The organism is uncultured Clostridium sp. (assembly GCF_963515715.1).
Classification (GTDB): Bacteria; Bacillota; Clostridia; order Clostridiales; family Clostridiaceae; genus Clostridium_AW.
In genome coordinates this window covers 23,523-45,334 of sequence record NZ_CAUPZS010000003.1, presented here as the reverse complement: position 1 = coordinate 45,334, position 21,812 = coordinate 23,523, and the positions used below count along the sequence as shown (strand labels likewise).

At 31.1% G+C, this 21,812-nt stretch carries 20 protein-coding genes and 1 riboswitch; of the genes, 17 read left to right on the top strand and 3 right to left on the bottom strand.

Annotation, left to right across the window (positions count from 1 at the left end):
* Window positions 1–88 precede the first annotated feature (88 nt).
* From RYO54_RS03805 to RYO54_RS03725, 17 genes are all read left to right on the top strand, one after another.
* Entirely contained in the window at window positions 89–1,468 is a 1,380-nt protein-coding gene (locus RYO54_RS03805; protein WP_315115940.1) for a tyrosine phenol-lyase, read from the top strand.
* 169 nt (window positions 1,469–1,637) lie between these two features.
* Window positions 1,638–2,540: a ComEC/Rec2 family competence protein gene (locus RYO54_RS03800; protein WP_315115938.1), complete on the top strand. Its 903-nt coding sequence runs from the start codon at window positions 1,638–1,640 to the stop codon at window positions 2,538–2,540.
* Window positions 2,541–2,565: 25 nt separating this feature from the next.
* Window positions 2,566–4,155: a sensor histidine kinase gene (locus RYO54_RS03795; protein WP_315115935.1), complete on the top strand. Its 1,590-nt coding sequence runs from the start codon at window positions 2,566–2,568 to the stop codon at window positions 4,153–4,155.
* A gap of 1 nt (window position 4,156) precedes the next feature.
* Window positions 4,157–4,828 (top strand): response regulator, encoded by a 672-nt coding sequence (locus RYO54_RS03790; protein WP_315115933.1) that lies wholly within the window; start codon window positions 4,157–4,159, stop codon window positions 4,826–4,828.
* Between the two features lie 205 nt (window positions 4,829–5,033).
* Entirely contained in the window at window positions 5,034–6,206 is a 1,173-nt protein-coding gene (locus RYO54_RS03785; protein WP_315115930.1) for an NADP-dependent malic enzyme, read from the top strand.
* Window positions 6,207–6,235: 29 nt separating this feature from the next.
* Window positions 6,236–7,495, top strand: coding sequence for a dicarboxylate/amino acid:cation symporter (locus tag RYO54_RS03780; protein ID WP_315115927.1), 1,260 nt, complete (start codon window positions 6,236–6,238; stop codon window positions 7,493–7,495).
* A gap of 21 nt (window positions 7,496–7,516) precedes the next feature.
* A complete protein-coding gene (locus tag RYO54_RS03775) occupies window positions 7,517–8,209 on the top strand; it encodes an amino acid racemase (protein WP_315115924.1) in 693 nt (230 codons plus the stop codon).
* Window positions 8,210–8,260: 51 nt separating this feature from the next.
* Window positions 8,261–9,673, top strand: a complete 1,413-nt coding sequence (locus tag RYO54_RS03770) for an aspartate ammonia-lyase (RefSeq protein ID WP_315115922.1) — start codon at window positions 8,261–8,263, stop codon at window positions 9,671–9,673.
* Between the two features lie 311 nt (window positions 9,674–9,984).
* Window positions 9,985–10,527, top strand: a complete 543-nt coding sequence (locus tag RYO54_RS03765) for an NADH peroxidase (RefSeq protein ID WP_315115920.1) — start codon at window positions 9,985–9,987, stop codon at window positions 10,525–10,527.
* A gap of 209 nt (window positions 10,528–10,736) precedes the next feature.
* A riboswitch (TPP riboswitch) is annotated at window positions 10,737–10,843 on the top strand.
* A 130-nt stretch (window positions 10,844–10,973) separates the two neighbouring features.
* On the top strand, window positions 10,974–12,287 hold the full coding sequence (gene thiC, locus RYO54_RS03760; RefSeq protein WP_315115917.1) for a phosphomethylpyrimidine synthase ThiC: 1,314 nt from the start codon (window positions 10,974–10,976) through the stop codon (window positions 12,285–12,287).
* A complete protein-coding gene (gene purF, locus RYO54_RS03755; protein ID WP_315115914.1) occupies window positions 12,288–13,655 on the top strand; it encodes an amidophosphoribosyltransferase in 1,368 nt (455 codons plus the stop codon). It begins immediately after the preceding gene.
* Between the two features lie 90 nt (window positions 13,656–13,745).
* A complete protein-coding gene (locus RYO54_RS03750) occupies window positions 13,746–13,943 on the top strand; it encodes a DUF4177 domain-containing protein (RefSeq protein ID WP_315115911.1) in 198 nt (65 codons plus the stop codon).
* Window positions 13,944–14,162: 219 nt separating this feature from the next.
* A complete protein-coding gene (locus tag RYO54_RS03745; protein WP_315115908.1) occupies window positions 14,163–15,275 on the top strand; it encodes an acyltransferase in 1,113 nt (370 codons plus the stop codon).
* Between the two features lie 242 nt (window positions 15,276–15,517).
* Complete coding sequence (locus RYO54_RS03740; RefSeq protein ID WP_315115905.1) at window positions 15,518–17,224, top strand: ABC transporter ATP-binding protein; 1,707 nt, start codon at window positions 15,518–15,520, stop codon at window positions 17,222–17,224.
* A 652-nt stretch (window positions 17,225–17,876) separates the two neighbouring features.
* Window positions 17,877–18,563: a DUF6773 family protein gene (locus RYO54_RS03735; protein WP_315115902.1), complete on the top strand. Its 687-nt coding sequence runs from the start codon at window positions 17,877–17,879 to the stop codon at window positions 18,561–18,563.
* An 18-nt stretch (window positions 18,564–18,581) separates the two neighbouring features.
* Entirely contained in the window at window positions 18,582–18,779 is a 198-nt protein-coding gene (locus tag RYO54_RS03730) for a helix-turn-helix transcriptional regulator (RefSeq protein ID WP_315115899.1), read from the top strand.
* 54 nt (window positions 18,780–18,833) lie between these two features.
* A complete protein-coding gene (locus RYO54_RS03725) occupies window positions 18,834–19,118 on the top strand; it encodes a hypothetical protein (RefSeq protein WP_315115897.1) in 285 nt (94 codons plus the stop codon).
* Between the two features lie 254 nt (window positions 19,119–19,372).
* On the opposite strand, the gene RYO54_RS03720 is transcribed toward RYO54_RS03725, so the two are convergent.
* From RYO54_RS03720 to RYO54_RS03710, 3 genes are read right to left on the bottom strand one after another with little or no spacing between them, the layout of a single operon-like run.
* Window positions 19,373–20,137, bottom strand: a complete 765-nt coding sequence (locus tag RYO54_RS03720; RefSeq protein ID WP_315115895.1) for a DeoR/GlpR family DNA-binding transcription regulator — start codon at window positions 20,135–20,137, stop codon at window positions 19,373–19,375.
* Between the two features lie 40 nt (window positions 20,138–20,177).
* Window positions 20,178–20,546, bottom strand: a complete 369-nt coding sequence (locus RYO54_RS03715; RefSeq protein WP_315115892.1) for a DUF1667 domain-containing protein — start codon at window positions 20,544–20,546, stop codon at window positions 20,178–20,180.
* The gene (locus tag RYO54_RS03710; protein ID WP_315115889.1) at window positions 20,547–21,809 is read right to left on the bottom strand and encodes an NAD(P)/FAD-dependent oxidoreductase; all 1,263 of its coding nucleotides are present in this window, start codon (window positions 21,807–21,809) and stop codon (window positions 20,547–20,549) included.
* Window positions 21,810–21,812: the final 3 nt, after the last annotated feature.

Here is a 21,812-nt window from a genome sequence, read left to right as displayed (position 1 = left end):
AATGTTTAATAGCATGTTAGAAAGATGTATGTTTGGATTGTATTTTATAATAAATTTTAAATTACTGGGGTTTAAGGGGGAAATTTTTATGAGCAAGTACATGCCAGAACCATTTAAAATTAAAGCGGTGGAGCCGTTGAATATCTTATCTAGAGAAGAAAGGGAAAAAGCTATAATAAGATGTGGGTATAATTCATTTTATCTAAAAAGCAAGGAAGTATATATCGATTTATTAACGGATAGCGGAACTAATGCTATGAGTGATAATCAGTGGGCTGGACTTATGATGGGGGACGAAGCTTATGCAGGAAGTGATAATTTTTACAATTTAGAGAAAGCTGTTCAAGAGTTGTTTGGATTTAAATATGTAGTCCCAACTCACCAGGGAAGGGGAGCTGAAAACTTATTATCTCAAATAACTATAAAAGAAGGGGACTATGTTCCGGGAAATATGTATTTTACAACAACAAGAGCGCACCAAGAGATAAACGGTGGTAATTTTGTAGATGTAATCATAGATGAGGCTCACGACCCAAATAGAGGGGATGTACCATTTAAGGGAAATGTGGATTTGAATAAATATGAAGTATTGATTAAAGAGGTTGGTGCTGAAAAAATACCATATATATGTGTTGCTGTAACAGTTAACTTAGCAGGTGGACAGCCAGTAAGCATGGGAAATTTAAAACAAGTTTATGAAATGTCTAAAAAATACGGTATAAGAGTGATGTTTGATGCCACAAGATGCGTAGAAAATGCTTATTTCATAAAAGAAAGAGAAATAGGTTATGAAAATAAAACTATAAAGGAAATAGTAAGGGAAATGTTTTCTTATTCGGATGGTTGCACTATGAGTGGGAAAAAAGATGGTATAGTAAATATAGGTGGATTCTTAGCTATAAATGAAGAGGAATTATATCAAAAGGCTACTAGCTTAGTAGTTGTTTATGAAGGGATGCCAAGCTACGGTGGAATGGCAGGAAGGGATATGGAGGCACTAGCTAGGGGGCTTCATGAAGCTATGGACTATCACTATATAAAACATAGAGTAAAGCAAATTGAATATCTTGGAGAAAAATTAGATGAAGCCGGAGTGCCTATTGTTAAACCAATAGGAGGACATGCGGTATTTTTAGATGCAAGAGGGTTTTTGCCACATTTAACTCAAGAACAATTACCCGCTCAAGCATTAACCGCAGAAATATATGTACATTCAGGAGTTAGAACGGTGGAAAGAGGAATAGTATCTGCTGGCAGGGATGTTAAAACTGGTGAAAATCACTATCCAAAATTGGAATTAGTTAGACTAGCAATTCCAAGAAGGGTATACACATATGCTCATTTGGATTATGTAGCTGAATCTATTATTGAAGTATATAAGAAAAGAGATAGAATAAAAGGATTGAAATGGGTCTATGAGCCACCAGTGCTAAGATTTTTTACTGGAATATTTGAGCCTATTGAATAAATATCTAGCAAAAAAGAGAGAGCTTAAATCCCATTGATATAGGTTGTAGAAGTAAATTTGATTTGCTTTTACAGCCTTTTTCCTTTTTAGTTTGCAAATGACCTGTACAACTTACCTATGAATTACTATAATTGGTTTAGAGGATACTTTGTTTAGAGGAGATGATTATTTGAAGAAAAAAAACGCAGCTAAATATATAGTATTTGGTTTAATTATGGTATTTTCTTTATTTCTATTTGGATGTGTAGAAGAAATTGATCTGATTTTTGAAAAGGATGGAGCTAAGGGGAATGGAAAACTACAGGTTCATTTCATAGATGTCGGACAAGGAGATAGCATATTAGTACAATATGAAAACAATTATATGTTAATTGATGGAGGACCTAATGCATCAGCAGATAAAGTATTGAGCTATTTAAAAAAGACAGGAGTTGAAAAAATAGATTACTTAATAGCTACTCATCCCCATGAAGATCATATTGGTGGAATAGATGTGGTTATAGATAATTATGATATAGGAAAAATGTACATGCCAAAAGCAACAGCTAATACAAAAACTTTTAAAGATGTGGTTGCTAGCATGAAAAAGAAAAATTTAAAGGCAACAGCTCCAAAGCCAGGTGAAACTTTTAAACTAGGGGATGCGGAAGTTTTGCTATTAGCACCTAATAGTTCTACTTATGAAAATACAAATAATTATTCCATTGCATTAAAAGTTACTTATGGTGATAATTCTTTCCTATTTACTGGAGATGCAGAAACTCTAGCGGAAAAAGAAATAATTAAAAATGGATTTGATATTAAAGCAGATGTAATTAAATTAGGACATCATGGAAGCAAAACTTCTAGCTCAGCAGCATTTTTAAAAGAAGTAAATCCAGAGTATGGAGTAATTACTCTTGGCAAGGGAAATGATTATGGACATCCACATAAGGAAGTTATGGACAGAGTTGAAAAAATGGGGATTAAGATTTACAGAGTGGATGAAGCAGGAGATATTATAGCAACTAGCGATGGAAAAAACATAAAGTTTAATGTGGTTGAAGGAAGCTATAAAACAGGTAAAAAGTAATTCCTTAAAATTGGGGTGAGAAAGTATGGTTAATAACAATATTAAACTAAAAACCAAAATAGTATATTTAAGTTTTGCAGTTGTTTTTATATCCTTGGCAATCACTGTTGTGTTTATGAGCCAACTTAGGATGTCTTGGGTTAGAAAAGAAATGGAAATTAACTTGATGAATACTACTAAAATACTTTCAAAATCCCCAATGGTTATAGAAATTCTAAAAGATAAAGGAGAAAAAGAACCTTTACAAAAATACATAAAAGATATAGCAGTATCCTCTAAGAATATAGACCAAATAGCAATAATGGATTTAAGTGGGAATACATATGCAAATTCTAATTTGGAAGAGATTGGAACTAGTGAAGATATAAGCATAGGTGAAGAAGCGGCCTTAAAAAATAACATATATTTAAAAGATATGATAGAAAATTTTGGTAGGCTTATTATTACATTTGTTCCAGTAAGAGATGAAAATAACTTACCAGTAGGCTATGTAACTGCAAAGGTAACCATGAAAAGCATAGAAACATATAATTATGAAATATTAGTTGCAATAATATTAGTGGTTACTTCAGGGCTGATGATTGGTGCTGTTAGTTCATTAATAATTTCAAACAGTATAAAGAATTCCTTATTAGGATATGAAGCGGAACAGATATCGAAATTATTCATTCAAAAACAGGAAGTATTGGATTCGCTAGATGAAGGGATAGTAGCTGTAGATGAAAATCTTAAAATCACTCTTTATAATAGGGCAGCTATTGAAATTTTGGGAGGAAAAGAAGATATTATTGGAGAAGATGTATTTAAGTTAATTCCTAATTCTAATTTGCCAGAAGTATTTTTATCTGGTGAAGCCCAATATAACAAAGAGATGATAATAAATGATACAATAATATTAACTAATAGAATTCCTATATTAGAAAAAGAAAAAGTCATTGGCGCTGTAACAATTTTCAGAGATAAAACAGAATTGACAAGACTTGCAGAAGAAGTAACAGGAATAAAACAAGTAGTAGAGGCACTAAGAGCTAATAATCATGAGTTTTTAAATAAACTTCATGTGATCTTAGGATTAATTCACATTGGAGAAACGGATGAAGCTAAAAGGTATATAATCAAGCAAACTAAGATTCATCAACAAAAAACAAGTATTGTAATCAATAGAATTAAAGACTCTACAGTGGCAGCTCTTATGCTAGGAAAAATAAGCAGAGCTAAGGAAATGGGGGTGGACTTAAGCATAAATCCTAAAAGCACACTAAATAAATGTGGTGGTAAAATCAATAGCCATAATATAGTCACCATAGTGGGAAATCTCCTTGAAAATGCTATTGAAGCTGTAAGTATAACTGAAAAGGATGAAAAGAATGTAGAAATACTTATATTAGAAAGTGACAAAAGTATACTTATAAAGGTCATTGATACAGGAGATGGAATTGAAAAAGAAAATATCAAATATGTATTTAATAGTGGCTTTTCTACTAAAGGAGAGAATAGGGGTAGGGGGCTTTTTATGGTTAAAAGAATATTAGATAATTTAAAGGGAGAAATCTATTTCTTTACCGAACCTACCAAAGGATCAGAAGTTAAAGTAATTATTCCAAAGGGGGATTAATATGATTAAGGTTTTAATTGTTGAAGATGATCCAATGGTTGCTCAAATTAATAGAAAATATGTGGAGAGCATAGATGAATTTATTGTAATAGGCGTATGCAACAATGGAAAGGAAGCCTTAGGATTAATTAAAGAAAAAGAAGTAAACCTAATAATATTAGATCAATACATGCCCAAACTTGATGGTTTAAGTTTCTTAAAAGAATTACGAAGTTTAAATATTATGACTGATATAATAATGGTAACAGCTGCAGATGATACTGATATATTAAATGAAGTTTTAAAATTAGGAGCAGTTGATTATCTTATAAAACCTTTTGAATATGAAAGATTTAGAGATGCGTTAAATAAATTTAAGATGAGATATAGGATATTTAATTCAAAACCTACAATCAATCAAGGGGATATAGATAAAATTACGAATGCCAATAGTATAATATTTAACGAGGATGTACAGAAGGGTATAAATGAAAGAACATTAAATAGAATTAAGAACTTCATAAAAAGATATGAACAAGAATATTTTACCTGTGAGGAGATAGCGGAAGAAATGAAGCTATCAAGGGTTACTATAAGAAGATATTTAGAATATTTAAACCTTATTGAAGAGGTGTGCAGAGATGTTGAATATGGTGAAGTGGGACGACCAAAGACAACTTATAAATGCATGTAAAATGGTCATGATATAGAATTATTCAAATATTTAAAATATTTTGTTATAATCTTAACAATAATAAATAAACTTACAAAATGTTAATAATACTTACAAAATATTGGAATTATCTGAATTTTGAATTATTATATACATATATTAGTAATATATGGATCAATCCTAGAATTGATTTTTATATAAACTTATTTGAAGGAGAGATGGGATTATGGATTACAAAGAAATGAGTTTAAAACTTCATGAAGAAAAATGCGGAAAAATAGAGATTGTATCAAAGATACCAGTGAAGGATAAAAAGGATCTGAGCTTAGCTTATACACCAGGAGTTGCAGAGCCTTGCAAAAAAATCCATGAAGATGTTGAAAATGTTTATAAATATACTGCTAAAAAGAATTTAGTTGCTGTGGTTTCAGATGGTACAGCTGTTTTAGGGCTTGGAGACATTGGACCAGAAGCTGCCATGCCTGTAATGGAAGGAAAATCAATATTGTTTAAAGAATTCGCGAACGTAGATGCTTTTCCAATATGCTTAGCAACGAAGGATGTTGATGAAATAGTCAAAACTGTAAAATATTTAGCACCAACTTTTGGTGGAATTAACCTAGAGGATATAGGTGCTCCAAGATGCTTTGAAATAGAAAGAAGACTAAAGGAAGAACTTGATATACCGGTATTTCATGATGATCAACATGGTACAGCTATTGTTGTTTTTGCAGGATTAATTAACGCATTGAAGCTAGTTAATAAAAAGATCGAAGAAGTAGAAATTGTTATCAATGGAGCGGGAGCAGCAGGTATATCCATATGTAAGTTGTTAATGGCTGGAGGAGCTAAAAATATAGTAATGGTTGACAGAAAAGGTGCTTTAGTTGAAGGAGCTGAGTGGATGAATGAAGCTCAAATGAAAATTGCCAGCCTTACAAATAGAAAGTTTGAAAAGGGGGAATTGAAGGAAGTAATAGGAGAAAAGGACGTATTCATAGGAGTTTCAGCACCAAATGTGTTGACTACTGAAATGGTAGCTACAATGAATAAGGATGCTATAGTTTTTGCCATGGCTAACCCAACACCAGAAATATTTCCAGAGGAAGCAATAGCAGGTGGTGCAACTGTAGTAGCAACAGGAAGATCAGATTTTCCAAATCAAATCAACAATGTGTTAGTTTTCCCAGGTATATTCAGAGGAGCTTTAGATGTAAGAGCTAAAGCTATAACTGAAGATATGAAATTAGCTGCTGCAATAGCCATTGCAAGCATAGTTAAGGAAGAGGAATTAAATGCAGAATATATAATTCCAGATGTTTTCAACAAGGAAGTAGCTCATGTAGTAGCAAAGGCAGTGGGGGATATTGCAATTAAAACTGGAATGTCAAAATTATAATTTAAATTAATAAATAAGGGGGCTTTTTTATGGGGAAGAAAAAAATAAGTCTGGTTACTAAAATTATGCTCGGTCTTATTCTTGGAGTTATAGTGGGTTTATTCTTTGTATCTAATCCTAAAATTGCAAATACCTATATAAAACCATTTGGTACCCTATTCTTAAATCTAATTAAGATGACCATAGTACCACTGGTATTTGCATCATTAGTTGTTGGAGCAGCAAGTATTGGAGACGTTAAAAAGCTTGGAAGAATAGGCGGAAAAACAATGCTTTACTTCTTCGTTACAACAGCTTTTGCTATAGTAATTGGTTTAGTAGCAGCTAATATATTTAAACCAGGTGTAGGTGTTTCATTAGCAGCAGCGGCTGCACAAGAGGTAACTGAAGCACCATCGATAATTCAAACTTTTTTAGACATAATACCAACAAATCCAATAGATGCAATGGCTAAGGGAAATATGCTTCAAATCATATTCTTTGCACTATTTACCGGAGTTGGTGCAACATATATAGGGGAAAAAGGACAACCATACTTGAAATTCTGTGATAGCTTAGCAGAAATAATGTATAAGATTACAGAAATAATAATGGGATTAGCACCATATGGCGTATTTGCATTAATAGTTCCTGTTATTGCAAGTAATGGTCCAAAGGTATTGTTACCACTTATTAAAGTAATAGCGGTTTGTTATGTGGCATTCTTATTACATGCAGTATTAACTTATTCAGTTTCAGTTAAGATTTGGTCAAAGATATCACCAATGAAGTTTTTTAAAGGCGCATCACCAGCTACAGCAATAGCTTTCAGTACAAGCAGTAGCGCAGGTACATTACCAGTTAGTATGAGAATAGTTCAACAAGTCTTTGGTGTATCAGAATCAGTTGCAAGTTTTGTTCTTCCACTTGGAACAACAATTAATATGGATGGAACAGCTATATATCAAGGAGTTTGTGCTGTGTTCATAGCTCAAGCCTATGGAATACCACTGACAATAGGTCAACAGGTAACTATATTATTGACGGCTACATTAGCATCTGTCGGTACAGCAGGAGTACCAGGTGCAGGATTTATGATGCTTATGATGGTTCTATCGTCAGTAGGACTTCCACTAGAAGGTGCAGCATTAATAGCTGGTATAGATAGAATATTAGACATGGGAAGAACGGCTGTTAACGTTACTGGTAATATAGCTGCTTCCATTGTAGTTTCGGCAACTGAAGGGGAAATAAATTATGAAAAAGCATCTATAATGGGTGGTAATAAAGATAAGTCATTGAATGCTTAAATTAAATTGGGGGAGTTTATTATGGGTAAAACCGTAGGCATATTAGGGGGAATGGGGCCTAAGGCAACGGCAGATTTGCTTGATAAAATAGTAGACTTAACGCCAGCTAAAAGGGATCAAGATCATATCCATATTATAGTAGATAATAATCCTAAAATTCCAGACAGAACCGGTTATATTATGGGGAAAGGTGAAAATCCTATAGGTGCCTTACTAGAGACAGCTGTAAGATTGAGAAATAATGGAGTTGATTTTATTATAATTCCTTGTAATACTGCCCATTATTTTTATGATAAATTAGTAGAGGCTGTGGAGATACCCTTTATAAACATGATAGAGGAAGTGGGGAAATATATATTAGATAAATTCGGAAAGTGTAAAGTTGGATTATTAGCAACTATGGGAACTTATGAAGGTAAGGTATATGAAAAATATCTTAATCCACTAGGAATAGATGTATTAGTTCCTGAAGATGAGATTAAAGATATGGTTTTAGATTTAATTTATAAAGTTAAGGCTGGGGAAAGAAAATTTAAAATAGAAGAATTAAATTGTATTCTAAAAGGATTTAAGGAACAGGAGGTAAAGGTAGTTATTTTAGGATGTACAGAATTACCTTTGGTCTTTAATCCAATAAAAGATAATTTTAATGAATTTGACTTTATATCCTCTACAGATATTTTGGCGAAGAAAACTGTGGAGTTGGCAAAATAAGAAATTGCATTAAATAACTAGGGGAAAATTATTATTATGGAGGGATAGCATATGGCATACAGAATAGAAAGCGATTCAGTAGGTGAAAAACAGGTTCCAAAGGATGCTTATTATGGAGTGCAGACTTTAAGAGCCTATGAAAACTTTAATATTACAGGAAGAAGAATTCATCCTGAGCTTATTAAGGCATTAGCAGAAATAAAAAAGGCAGCGGCAATAACCAATATGGAAGTTGAGCTACTTAATAGAAAAAAAGGAGATGCTATAGTTAAGGCTTGCGATGAAATAATTGAAGGAAAGCTTCATGATCAGTTTATAACTGATCCCATACAAGGGGGAGCAGGAACTTCAATGAACATGAACATCAATGAAGTTGTAGCTAACAGAGCCACCGAAATTTTAGGTGGAGAGCTAGGAGATTATAGTTATGTTCATCCAAATGACCACGTTAACTATGGACAATCCACTAATGATGTAATTCCAAGCGGTGGCAAAATTGCAACTATAAGATTATTAGATAAGGCATTAGTTCAGTTAGATAACCTCATTGAGGCTTTATTAGTTAAATCTAAAGAATTTGACCATGTTATTAAAATGGGAAGGACTCAGATGCAGGATGCCATTCCTATAAGACTTGGGCAAGAATTCCATGCTTATGCAAATGTGATAAAGAGAGATGTAGTAAGAATAAAGAGAGTTAAAGATGAATTAAAATATATTAATATGGGAGCTACAGCTATAGGAACAGGTCTAAATGCAGATGAAATGTATGTTAAACATATTGCTCCAAATATTTCTAAAGTTACTGGACTGGATTTAGTTCAAAATGATGATTTAGTTGATGGCACTCAAAATTTAGATGGTTTTGCTGCAGTATCAAGTGCCCTTAAAGTTTGTGCAATAAGTCTTTCTAAAATGAGTAATGATTTAAGGTTATTATCATCAGGACCAAGGACCGGCTTTGGAGAAATAAATCTTCCTGCAAAACAAAATGGTTCATCAATAATGCCAGGTAAGATAAATCCTGTTATTCCAGAGGTTATGAGTCAGGTTGCATTTAATATTATAGGTAATGATATGACTATTACTATGGCGGCAGAAGCTGGCCAATTGGAATTAAATGCTTTTGAACCAGTATTATTCTATAATTTATTTGAATCAATAGAAACTCTTGCTCATGGAGTGGAAACTTTTATTGTAAATTGTATTAACGGTATTACTGCAAATGAAGAACGTTGCAGAGAGTTAGTAGAAAATAGTGTAGGTATAATTACAGCTCTATGCCCTCATATAGGATATAAAGATTCCGCTAGAATAGCAAAAGATGCTATAAATACTGGGCAATCTGTAAAAGAATTAATATTAAATGAAGGCCTGTTAAAAGACATAGAATTAGAAACCATATTGGATTCATATGGAATGACCGAGCCAGGCATATCAGGTAAAAAGTTGCTTAAAAAGTAAAGTTAAACTTAATTTAAGTGGGATTTTAATCTGGTCTAAACTTTAAAAGTTATTAAATTTCTATTAAAAGTTAATGGCAAATTTTGCTGTTAACTTTTAATGTTTTATAATATATTGTAAGGATGAGTAAAAAGAATATATATTTCCTTTAAATATATGAGATTTAGTGTGGGTTGATTAAATTATGGAAAAAATATATTTTTTTTTGAAAAAGCTATTGCAAATTAATAATTATTATTATATAATAATAAATGTAGACGAGAGATATGAAAAATAAATTTGAAAATGAATTATGTAGGAGGAATTTGAAAATGAAAAAATTTGTATGTACAATATGCGGATACGTTCACGAAGGAGAGCAGGCACCAGAAAAATGTCCGCTATGTGCTGCTCCAGCAGATAAATTTATAGAAAAGACTGACAACATGGCTTGGGCTGATGAACATAGAATAGGAATAGCTAAAGATGTAGATCCAGAAGTTGTAGAAGGATTAAGAGCTAACTTCATGGGAGAATGTACAGAAGTTGGAATGTACTTAGCTATGAGTAGACAAGCTGATAGAGAAGGATATCCAGAAGTAGCTGAAGCTTACAAGAGAATAGCTTTTGAAGAAGCAGAACACGCAGCAAAATTTGCTGAATTATTAGGAGAAGTTGTTTGGGCTGATACTAAGAAAAACTTAGAAGCAAGAGTAGAAGCAGAACACGGAGCATGTCAAGGAAAGAAAGACTTAGCAACTTTAGCTAAGAAACTTAACTTAGATGCTATCCATGATACAGTACATGAAATGTGTAAAGATGAAGCAAGACATGGTCAAGCTTTCAAGGGATTATTAGGAAGATATTTTAAATAAAAAATTGTTATACAATTATAAAAGGCTTCTAGGCATTTGTCTAGAAGCCTTTTATTGGTGTTGGTATTTTGTTTAGCAAAATACTTTCATTTACTATCAATTATCAACTATCAATTGTCAATTGCAAATTACATGGGGACAGTTATTATATTTAACATTTTCCTTGACAATAAAAATATCTTATGTTAGATTTAAGTTGTTAAATAATTGAATATTTCTAGGGGAGCCTATAAATAGGCTGAGAGTGAGATGGGATCTCAGACCCTCATAACCTGATTTGGATAATTCCAACGTAGGGAAGAGCTTATATAATTTAAGGACCACAATTTTATTTATATAAGGTTGTGTTTTTTTTATTATAATTAAGAAGTTAAGAAATCAGAAAGTTATGAGGGAAGCTAATGCTTTCCTTTTTTTTATTAAAATTTATAAAGGAGATGGGTTAAATGAATTATACAACTCAAATGGATGCAGCAAGGAAAGGTATTGTAACAAAGGAAATAGAAAGAGTAGCTCAAAAAGAAAATATGAGAGTAGAAGATTTAATGGAGCTAGTTGCACAAGGGAAGGTTGCTATACCAGCAAATAAGAATCATAAAAGTTTAGATGCAGAAGGGATAGGAAAAGGTCTTAGAACTAAAATTAATGTAAATTTAGGTATATCAAAAGATTGTTGCAATATTGAAGTTGAATTAGAAAAAGTAAAAAAGGCTATAGAGATGAAAGCAGAAGCTATAATGGATTTAAGTTGCTTTGGTAAAACACAAGAATTTAGACAAAGATTAATACATATGTCACCAGCTATGATAGGAACAGTTCCTATGTATGATGCAGTTGGTTTTTATGATAAAGAATTAAAGGAATTAACAGCAGATGACCTATTTAAAGTGGTTGAAGCTCACGCTAAAGATGGAGTGGATTTTATTACTATACATGCTGGTATGAATAGAGAAACGGCTAAGATATTTAAAAGAAATCCAAGACTTACTAATATAGTTTCAAGAGGAGGCTCTCTTTTGTATGCTTGGATGGAATTAAATGACAAGGAAAATCCTTTTTATGAACAGTACGATAGACTTTTAGATATATGTGAAAAATATGATGTTACTATAAGTTTAGGAGATGCTTGTAGACCAGGTTCCATAGCTGATTCAACAGATCCAAGTCAAATAAAAGAACTTATGACCTTAGGTGAATTGACAAAAAGAGCTTGGGAGAGAAATGTACAAATAATGATAGAAGGACCAGGACATATGGCTCTGAATGAAATTGAAGCTAATATGGTTTTAGAAAAGAAACTTTGTTATGATGCGCCTTTCTACGTTTTAGGACCTATTGTAACAGACGTAGCTCCAGGCTATGACCATATAACAAGTGCCATAGGAGGAGCTATTGCAGCCACTTATGGAGCAGATTTCTTATGCTATGTAACTCCAGCAGAACATTTAAGACTTCCAGATTTAGAGGATATGAAAGAAGGTATAATAGCTACTAAAATTGCCGCTCATGCTGCCGATATTGCAAAGGGCATAAAGGGAGCAAGGGATTGGGACAATGAAATGAGTACTGCAAGAAAAGAATTAGATTGGGACAAGATGTTTGGACTAGCAATTGATGAAGAAAAGGCTAGAAGATATAGAGAAAGTTCAATACCAGAAGATGAAAAAACTTGTACTATGTGTGGAAAAATGTGTGCAGTTAGAAATATGAATAAAGTAATGGAAGGTAAAAATATAAATATTTTAAGAGAAGATGATTAAGTGAATGAGGATAAATTAAAAGAGGAATGTGGAGTATTTGGTATTTTTATGAATAAAAATACCAATGCTCACACTATGACTTATTATGGTCTTTATGCGTTACAGCATAGGGGGGAAGAGAGTTCAGGTATTGCTATAACTAATGGTAGTAACATAGAGTTGTGCAAATCTATGGGATTAGTTTGTAATTTAATGCAGGTAGAGAGGTTCAAAGCTTTAAAAGGGAAAGCAGCTATAGGACATGTGAGATATTCCACCACAGGAGATAATAATATAATAAATGCTCAGCCATTTTTAATTAAAACTAGCTTAGGAGATATTGCTTTAGCTCATAATGGTAATATAATAAATGCTAATGAATTAAGAGAAAGATTTGGTGAAAAATTAAATCTTCAAAGTGGTTCAGACAGTGAAATAATTTTAAAGCTAATAGGTTTTCAAATAGAAAAGGGAAATAGCATAGAACAAGGATTGATAAAAACATTAAAGATTATAAAAGGAGCCTATGCCATAACTCTTTTAACGAAAGATAAATTAATAGGTGTAAGAGATCCTCTTGGAATAAGACCACTTTGCATAGGTAAGCTTGATGATGGGTATACAATTTCCTCAGAAAGCTCTTCTATCAATGCTTTAAACGGAGAATTGATAGAGGACATAGCCCCAGGGCAAATAGTAACCATAGATATTAGTGGATTAAAAAAGTTCAATTTTTCTAAAGGGAAAAAAAGCTCTCTTTGTGCTTTTGAGTATATATATTTTTCAAGAGAAGATAGCATAATAGACCATATTAGTGTCTATAAATCTAGATTTTTATTTGGAAAAGAATTATTCAAAGAAAACCCAATAAAAGGAGATGTGGTTATAGGAGTACCTGACTCTGGAATACCAGCTGCGATGGGTTATGCAGAAGAAGGGAGTATACCTTATAGCATTGGACTTATTAAAAGTAAGTATGTGGGGAGAACTTTTATAGAGCCTTGTAAGGAATTAAGGAAAGAAAAGATATGGATTAAGTTATCTCCAATAATTGAAAATATAAGAGGGAAAAGGGTTGTTGTAGTGGATGATTCCATGGTGAGAGGAACCACTGCAAAGATTATAGTTAAAATGCTGAAGGATTCAGGGGCTAGGGAAGTCCACTTTAGAATTGCTTCCACAATGGTAATCCATCCCTGTATCTTAGGTATTGATATCAAATCTAATAAAGAATTGATATCCTTTCATAAAGGAAAAAGTGGTATAGAAGAAGTAGTAGGAGCAGATAGTATAGAGTTTTTAAGTTTAGAAGGATTTCATAAGGTTTTAGGAAGAGATAAAAACTTTTGCTTTGGATGCTTTAATGGAGAATATCCAATAAGGAAATAAAATTTAAAGAATAACCCTAGTGTTTTTGTAGACAATAAGATTAATAAACAATATGTTGCTACTAAAACTAAAAGGGGTGAATCAATCTATATGAAATGGGAATATAAAACGCTTACCGTAGATCATTTTCTAAGTTCGGACAGTAGCTTAACAATAGAGGACCAATTAAATAAGTATGGGAAAGATGGATGGGAGTTTGTAGGAATTTTAGAAAAGCCATATACCACATTGGGGAATACAAAATTGGACAGTAATTCAATGATATTTAAAAAATCCCTTACAGAGTAATGAGTTAAAAGTTAAGAGCTATAGATAGTGAAGAGTGAAAATTGAAAAGTGAAGGGTAAAGGAAGGAATTTCATCCAGTACTCTTCATTCTTAATTTTTAACTCTTCATTTTTTTATAACTATTATTTTGACATAAGTAAAGGTATGCATTAACATGTAAATTGAGGTAAAATTTATTTATAATGCATTATATGGTCATATTTTCTGGAGGGATAATTTTTGAATAAGATTAATAGATTAAAGGAATTAGATGTTTTAAGAGCTATTTCTTTTATTTTTGTAGTAGAACAACATACCATGGGGGGATATTCTAGGATAGATGAAATTAGTTACTCTTATTTTCAAATATTTAAGTTTTTCTATACATTAGCCAAGCCTGCAGCGGCAGCTTTTCTTTGTATAAGTGCAATATCACTTTTTTACTCATACTCAAAAGAATTCGATTGGAAAAAATACTATATAAAAAGAATAACGAAAGTATTTATACCATATACACTATGGTCTATAATATATTTGCTTGTTTTTGGAAAATATACTAATCTTATTGATTTATTTGCTCAATTGTTATCTGGCGATGCTGCTTATCACTTATGGTACATGGCGATGATAATAAGATTATATATATACTTTCCTCTGATTCTATTCGCTGCTAAAAAAATACATGAACAGAATTTAATATTAAGAATATTAGTTTTTTTAACATTAGTTTTATCTTATTATCAAGTGTCAAAATATCAAAGTTTAATATCCAATAAATTTGCACATTTTATATTTAATAATCCTACAAAAATCCAAGAAAAAATTATAAATGTATCACCTTTATTTTGGAGTTTATATTTTATACTTGGTATATACATAGCATTGAACTATGAAACTTTTAAAAAAAGAATTTTAAAATTTAAAGTTCCGGTAATATTTGTTTATATTGGTTCATTTGTATATGCATACTTAAATGAAATGGAAAAGGTTGAATTTAGCAGGGGATTATCTTTACTCTATTTTGTTTTTTCAATTTTAGCTTGGTATATAATTTCAGTTAGTTTATCAAATAAAATTAAAATTTATAGTTTTTTTAACTTCATTAGTAAATATTCATTTGCTAGCTATATGTATCATATTTTAGTAGTAGGATTTGTCGTTAACAATGTAAGAATATATCTTAACTTAAATGATTGGTTAGCTATAGGTTTGACAACTTGGATGATTACGTCTATATTGACACCTATTTTAATTAAAATAATTAGTTATATTCCATACAGTGAATTTATAACAGGTATTAAGGAAAAACATCATAAGGATAAATTTATAGGTACGTATAAAGCTGAACTTTAGCTGAAGAAATCAAGAAACGTACAATACTATATTCTTAACTGAAGGTTTATTGATAAGTATTTATGGCTTTTGTAGAAAGTAGATTTATGAATTATGAAATGTAATTTTAATAAATAATGTTTTTATTTTATATTAAAAGAAATATCAGGTTAAAAATAATGCACTTATATGGTATACTAAAGATTGGTACAAGTATACGATACAATTATAATTTAATAATCAGAGTATAAGGAGGGGGTATTGTGGTAAGAGATTTTATGAAATATTATAAACCACATAAAAAACTATTTATTGTAGATTTAATTTGTGCTTTTTTTGTAGCTATTTGTGATTTGTTTTATCCTATGATAACAAGAAACATAATAAATGATTATGTTCCAAATAAAAAGTTAAATTTTCTTATTATATGGAGTGTAGTTTTACTTGTAATATATTTGGTGAAAAAGGGATTAAATTATTTCCTTCAGTATTGGGGACATGTAGTTGGAGTTAGAATGCAAGCAGATATGAGAAGAGATATTTTTAAACATCTTCAAAAATTGCCTTTTAAGTTTTTTGATGAAAACAAAACAGGAATTATAATGTCTAGGATAGTTAATGATTTAATGGACATTTCAGAGCTTGCCCATCATGGACCAGAGGATCTATTTATATCAATTGTTATGCTTATAGGTTCATTTATAATTTTATGTACAATAAATATTCCATTAACTATAATTACTTTTGCTTTTATACCAGTATTAGTAATATTTGCAATAAAGAAAAGAATTAAAATGGATGAGGCTTTTACGGAAACTAGAGTAAAAATAGGAGAGGTAAATGCATCTCTTGAGAACTCAATTGCGGGAACAAGAGTGTCCAGAGCTTTTGTTAGTACAGATTATGAAGTAGAAAAGTTTGAAAAAGATAATAATAACTTTAGAGTAGCCAGGGAATATGCATATAAAGCTATGGCAGAGTTTTTCTCAGGGATGAATTTCATAGTAGATTTTTTAAATTTAGCTGTGTTGGCTTTAGGAGGATATTTTACATATCTAGGTAAGATTAATTTAGGAGATTATGTGGCATATCTTCTATATATAAGTATGTTTATGAATCCTATAAAGAAACTTATTAACTTTGTTGAACAACTACAATCAGGAATGACTGGATTTAAAAGATTTTGTGAAATTATGAATGAGGAAGTAGAGGAAGATTCTCCTGGAGCAATAGAAATAGACGATGTAAAAGGTGATATTGTATTCAATAATGTAAGCTTTAAGTATGATGATGAAGAAGGAAGAGTATTAAATGGTATTAATCTTAATATAAAATCAGGAAAAACCATAGCCTTAGTAGGGCCATCTGGTGGAGGAAAAACTACTTTATGTAATCTGATTCCAAGATTTTATGAGGTTGATTCAGGAAAGATTACTATAGATGGTACAGACATATCCGCTGTAACAAGAGAGTCTTTGAGAAAACATATAGGAATAGTTCAGCAGGATGTATTTTTATTTACTGGTACTATCTTAGAAAATATTCTTTATGGAAATCCAGATGCCACAGAGGATGAGATAGTACAAGCGGCTAAAAGAGCTAATATTCACGATTATATAATGAGTTTACCAGAAGGATATGATACTTATATAGGAGAAAAGGGATTAAAATTATCTGGTGGTCAGAAACAAAGATTATCTATAGCAAGGGTATTCTTAAAGAATCCTAAAATATTAATACTAGATGAAGCGACTTCTGCTTTAGATAATGCTACAGAATTATTGATTCAAAATTCCTTAGAGGAATTAGCAAAGGGAAGAACTACATTAATAGTTGCCCATAGACTTTCAACTATAAAAAATGCAGATGAAATAGTAGTATTAACTCCAGAAGGAATAAAGGAAAAAGGAAGTCATGAAAAGCTAATAAATCAAGAAGGAATATATGCATCTTTGTATAATGCGGTTTAGAATAGTGAAAAATTAAGAATGAAGAGTGAAGAGTATTGGATGAAATTCCTTTATTTTTCACTTTTAATTTTTAACTATAATTTTATTTAATTGAGAATTGATAGTGGAGAGTTAAGGAAAGGATTCTGTTTAGGCAGAATCCTTAATGTATTCCTAGAAATTTATAACGAGATTCCTGCAATACAAATGGGAATTTCGCGTTACAATTCACCTTCTAAAAAAATAATAAAAATGCATGCTGCCAATCACTAATCTATCTAAGGAATTAAGGGGTGGATTCTCTGATTACAAAAAAATCGAGAGAGAATCGACCTTTATTTAGCATACTTATTTTTAATATAATACTTCAATAAATGTGAAAAATCAAACTGCATTTTGGTTACAAAAACTGCATCTCATTTACAAAACATACATTTCGGATACAAAAGTGGCGTTTCGTTTACAAATATTCAGTTGTCAGTTACAAAGATTGCTTTTCAATTTACAAAGTGGCATCTTGTGTTACTATTGAATTACAATTCACCTATGTGGCATATATTTATAGTGAAATACAATTTATACATTATATTATGTAATATATATTTGACATTTAGAAACATATAATATACTATATTTATTATAGAAAATAAAATAAAATTTGGAGATGGTTATTTTGATTAAAAAATTAAAAGATGAGCGTATTATAAAGGAAACTAATAAAATTAGTTCACCTCTTTATCTGTTAATACTTATTTTAACGGTAATAGTGTCATCCACTAAATACATTTTTTTTACACAAGAACTTTCCAATTATATTCTAGAAGTATTAGCAATATCAGTATCTATGGGTTATTTAATTATTAGTTCCTTAATTAATGGTATTCCGATTTTTTCATCAGGTGATGAATGTATAAATGAGTTGCAAAATAAATATCGTGCACGTAGTTTTGAAATTTGTTTTTATACTTATGTGTTTGGTGAATTTATCTTATTATTGATACCAGGACAATCACTTGGTATAATAGCTTTTTATATTTTAATATGGATTGTACCAGGTGCTATTTTTACAGTAAAAGCAATAAAAAGAAGACTACTCCTTTGGGGAGGGGAAAATAGAAAGAAGAAAACAATTGCAGACTTTAAAAAGAGAGTTATATTAGGTAGCTTATTTTATGGAATATTTATGAGATGGGAGCATTTATGGGAACAGGGAAAGTTTCAACCAATGGAAATACTAAAAATACTTGGAGCGGCTGCAATGTGGGGTATACCATTTTATTTTATTATGAAGCTGATTATATCTAATGGAGAAAAAAAGTCTAATAAAGAATTAGAAGCGTCAGATAGCTCTTATAAGTAAAAGTTGGTGGTGAATGATATGAAGAATAAAAAGATGAAAATTGCTAGAATCGAATGTGATATGTCTCAAGAGCAGTTAGCCGAAGCTGTTGGTGTTGCTAGGCAGACTATCGGATTAATCGAAGCAGGTAAATATAATCCATCACTTAATTTATGCATTGCAATTTGTAAGGCTTTGAATAAAACTCTAAACGATTTATTTTGGGATGAACAGTAAATAATAATTTAATAGATTTTTGTAAAATATGACAGCATAGAAAGGAGAGCTATTATGAGTAACTATTTTAAAATGACACTTCCAGCACTTATATTTTCTAGTGTAATCTTTTATTTCATTTATAAAAAAGTAAATATAGAAAAGTTAATAAGCAATAAAAATAGTGGAAAAATAGGTGCTCTTTTAATTACATTTATATTGTATCTGGGTGGTTTAGAAATTATAGATAGTTTTAACACTACAAAAGTATACCATGATGTATTTATGGGATTATTTCTTGGTCCAATTATAAGTATTATGTCATTTATTGCGTCAGTTGATAATAGTAAAACTGTATAATATTGAAACTTCTCGTTAAGATTTTATACAATGAGATTGTAAAAATTAACATTTTATAAATCAATGAGATACAATATATATTTGAAAATATATTTATGAAATAGAAAAGAGCTAAGTATGTAGTGAAATAGCGACTTTTTCTGGAGCGGCTTCACTACGTGCTTAGCTCTCTATTTGTGAAACTAAATTATCTTCGTAGAAATTCACAATTGAGATACCAAATAATTTACAAAGAATTTTTAAAATAAACTATATCAATCACACAATATTACCTCTAGACCGTTGCCTTCATACTCTTTAATTACCTCTTTCGATACTTTAGAGTTTGTAATTAGAGTATTGACTTGGCTAGTTTTAGCAAAGCTAGATATGGAGTTTTTTCCTACTTTAGAATAATCCATAAGGGCTATTACTTTTTTTGCTCGAGAAATAAGTAGTTTTTTTAATTCTGCTTCATATATGTTAAACTCAGTAAGGCCTTCATCTAAAGTAAATCCTCTAGCAGAGACGAAGGCGATATCTGCGTTGATTTGCTCTACAAGATTTTTTCCTAGAAGCCCTTCTAGGGAATTTGATTTAGGACGAACTACCCCTCCTGTGAGTATTACATTGATATTGGTATTATCTTTTAGCTTGTCTGCTATATATAATCCGTTTGTGATTACAGTTAAGTTTTTTACATTGTCCATATATTTTGATAGGTATAGAGTTGTAGAACTTGCATCTATTATAATACACTGGTTTCCAGTTATAAATTCACTAGCTTTTTTGCATATGTTTTCTTTTTCTAATTGATGCTGAGCTTCTCTTGCAGAAAAACTTAAATCTATCAGTGAGCTTTGAGGTAAAACAGCTCCACCATGCATTCGCTCAAGAAGGCCGTTTTTTTCTAATTTGTTTAGGTCGTTCCTTATTGTGCATGGGGAGACATTAAAAAGTTTTTCTAATTCTTGAGTAGTTACTTTTTTATTTTTATAAAGCATTTCTAATATTTTGTTATGTCGTTCAAAGGCAAGCATTCCATTCCCTCTTTTCTTTAACTATAATTTGCTTATAGAATTATAATTTATTTATAGTCCTGGATGCTATTATGTTTATTCCTGAATTTAGTATATTATTAATTATTATATCTCCCATTTTTATGGGGGGATTTATTTCTATTTTATTGGTAATTTCTATAATTTCTTTAAATAATTTTTGGGATATGGGTTTACTACTTCTAATAGGAAGTAGAGTTTCCTTATCATTATCTTTAATTAATAAGGTACTTGTAAAAACTCTTTGAGGGTTTATAAATTCTAATTTGGCATAGTCTATTCCTCTTGAACATTTATTGCCAGAGATACTTTCTATAGCATTGTTATTGATTGTTAATTTTAAGGTGCATTCAATAGGGCAAGTAGTGCAGACTACAGTTTTTTCTAACATTTACTCAACCTCCTCAATCTCTTCAATAGATAAGAACAAATCTTCTTCAATATTATTTAAATACTTCTTATTTAAGATGAAGTTTTCCATCTTATTTGGTCTAAAGGAGGTTAACTTTCCTTTGAAAAGTATTTCATCCTTTGACTTTAAAACTAAATGACCCTGTTCTATTGGGTTTGTTACTCTAAAGAAAATATTGATATTTTTGTCTGAAGCTTTGTTTAAATATCTTGGCACTGTATATCTAATATCTTTTTCAGTTCTAATAGGGACTTTTTCAGTTTCATACAAAACCTTTTTAGAGAAAAGAGCGGCATTTTTACCGGCTAATTCCGCTTCTAGGGTTACATTATCTGCTAAATCGTGTACGTGGAGCACATTTCCACAAGCAAAAATACCTTCTGTGGAAGTTTGAAGATAGCTATCAACTAAAGGTCCATTGGTGAGGGGGTCTAATTCAACACCTGCTTTGGTGGATAGCTCATTTTCAGGAATTAATCCAATGGAGAGAATTAAAGTATCACATTCTATTTTTTCTTCAGTACCAGCTATAGGTTTCAAGTTTTCATCTACCTTTGATAGGATTACAGCTTCTACTCTATTTTTACCTATTATATTAGTAACTGTAGTTGATAGTTTAAGAGGAATATCATAATCCTCAAGGCAATGTTTTATATTTCTATATAGTCCATTAGGATAGGGCATAAGTTCAAAAACTCCAAGGACTTTTATCCCTTCAATGGTAAGCCTTCTTGCCATAATAAGTCCAATATCCCCAGAACCTAATATAACTACTTTGTTTCCAGGTTTTAAATTTTCAATATTCATGTACCTTTGAGCAAGGCCAGCGGTAAATACTCCAGCAGGTCTAGAGCCAGGTATCATTATAGAGCCACGGGTTCTTTCTCTGCATCCCATAGATAGAACTATGGATTTAGCTTCTATTAATATGTGGCCCTCCTTATTTATTGCAGTTATTTTTCTGTCCTTTGTTATATCAGTTACCATGGTATTTAAATATACATCTATATTTGTATTACTGATTTTATCTATAAATATTTGGCCATATTCAGGGCCTGTTAATTCTTCCTTAGAATATTGAAGACCAAATCCACTGTGGATACATTGATTCAGTATTCCTCCCAATTCAGAATTTCTTTCAATAATCGCCACAGAACAATTCTCTTCATAACTTTTTAGTGCAGCAGCTAATCCAGCTGGACCGCCTCCGATAATAACCACATCATAGTTTAAGTGTTTCATATA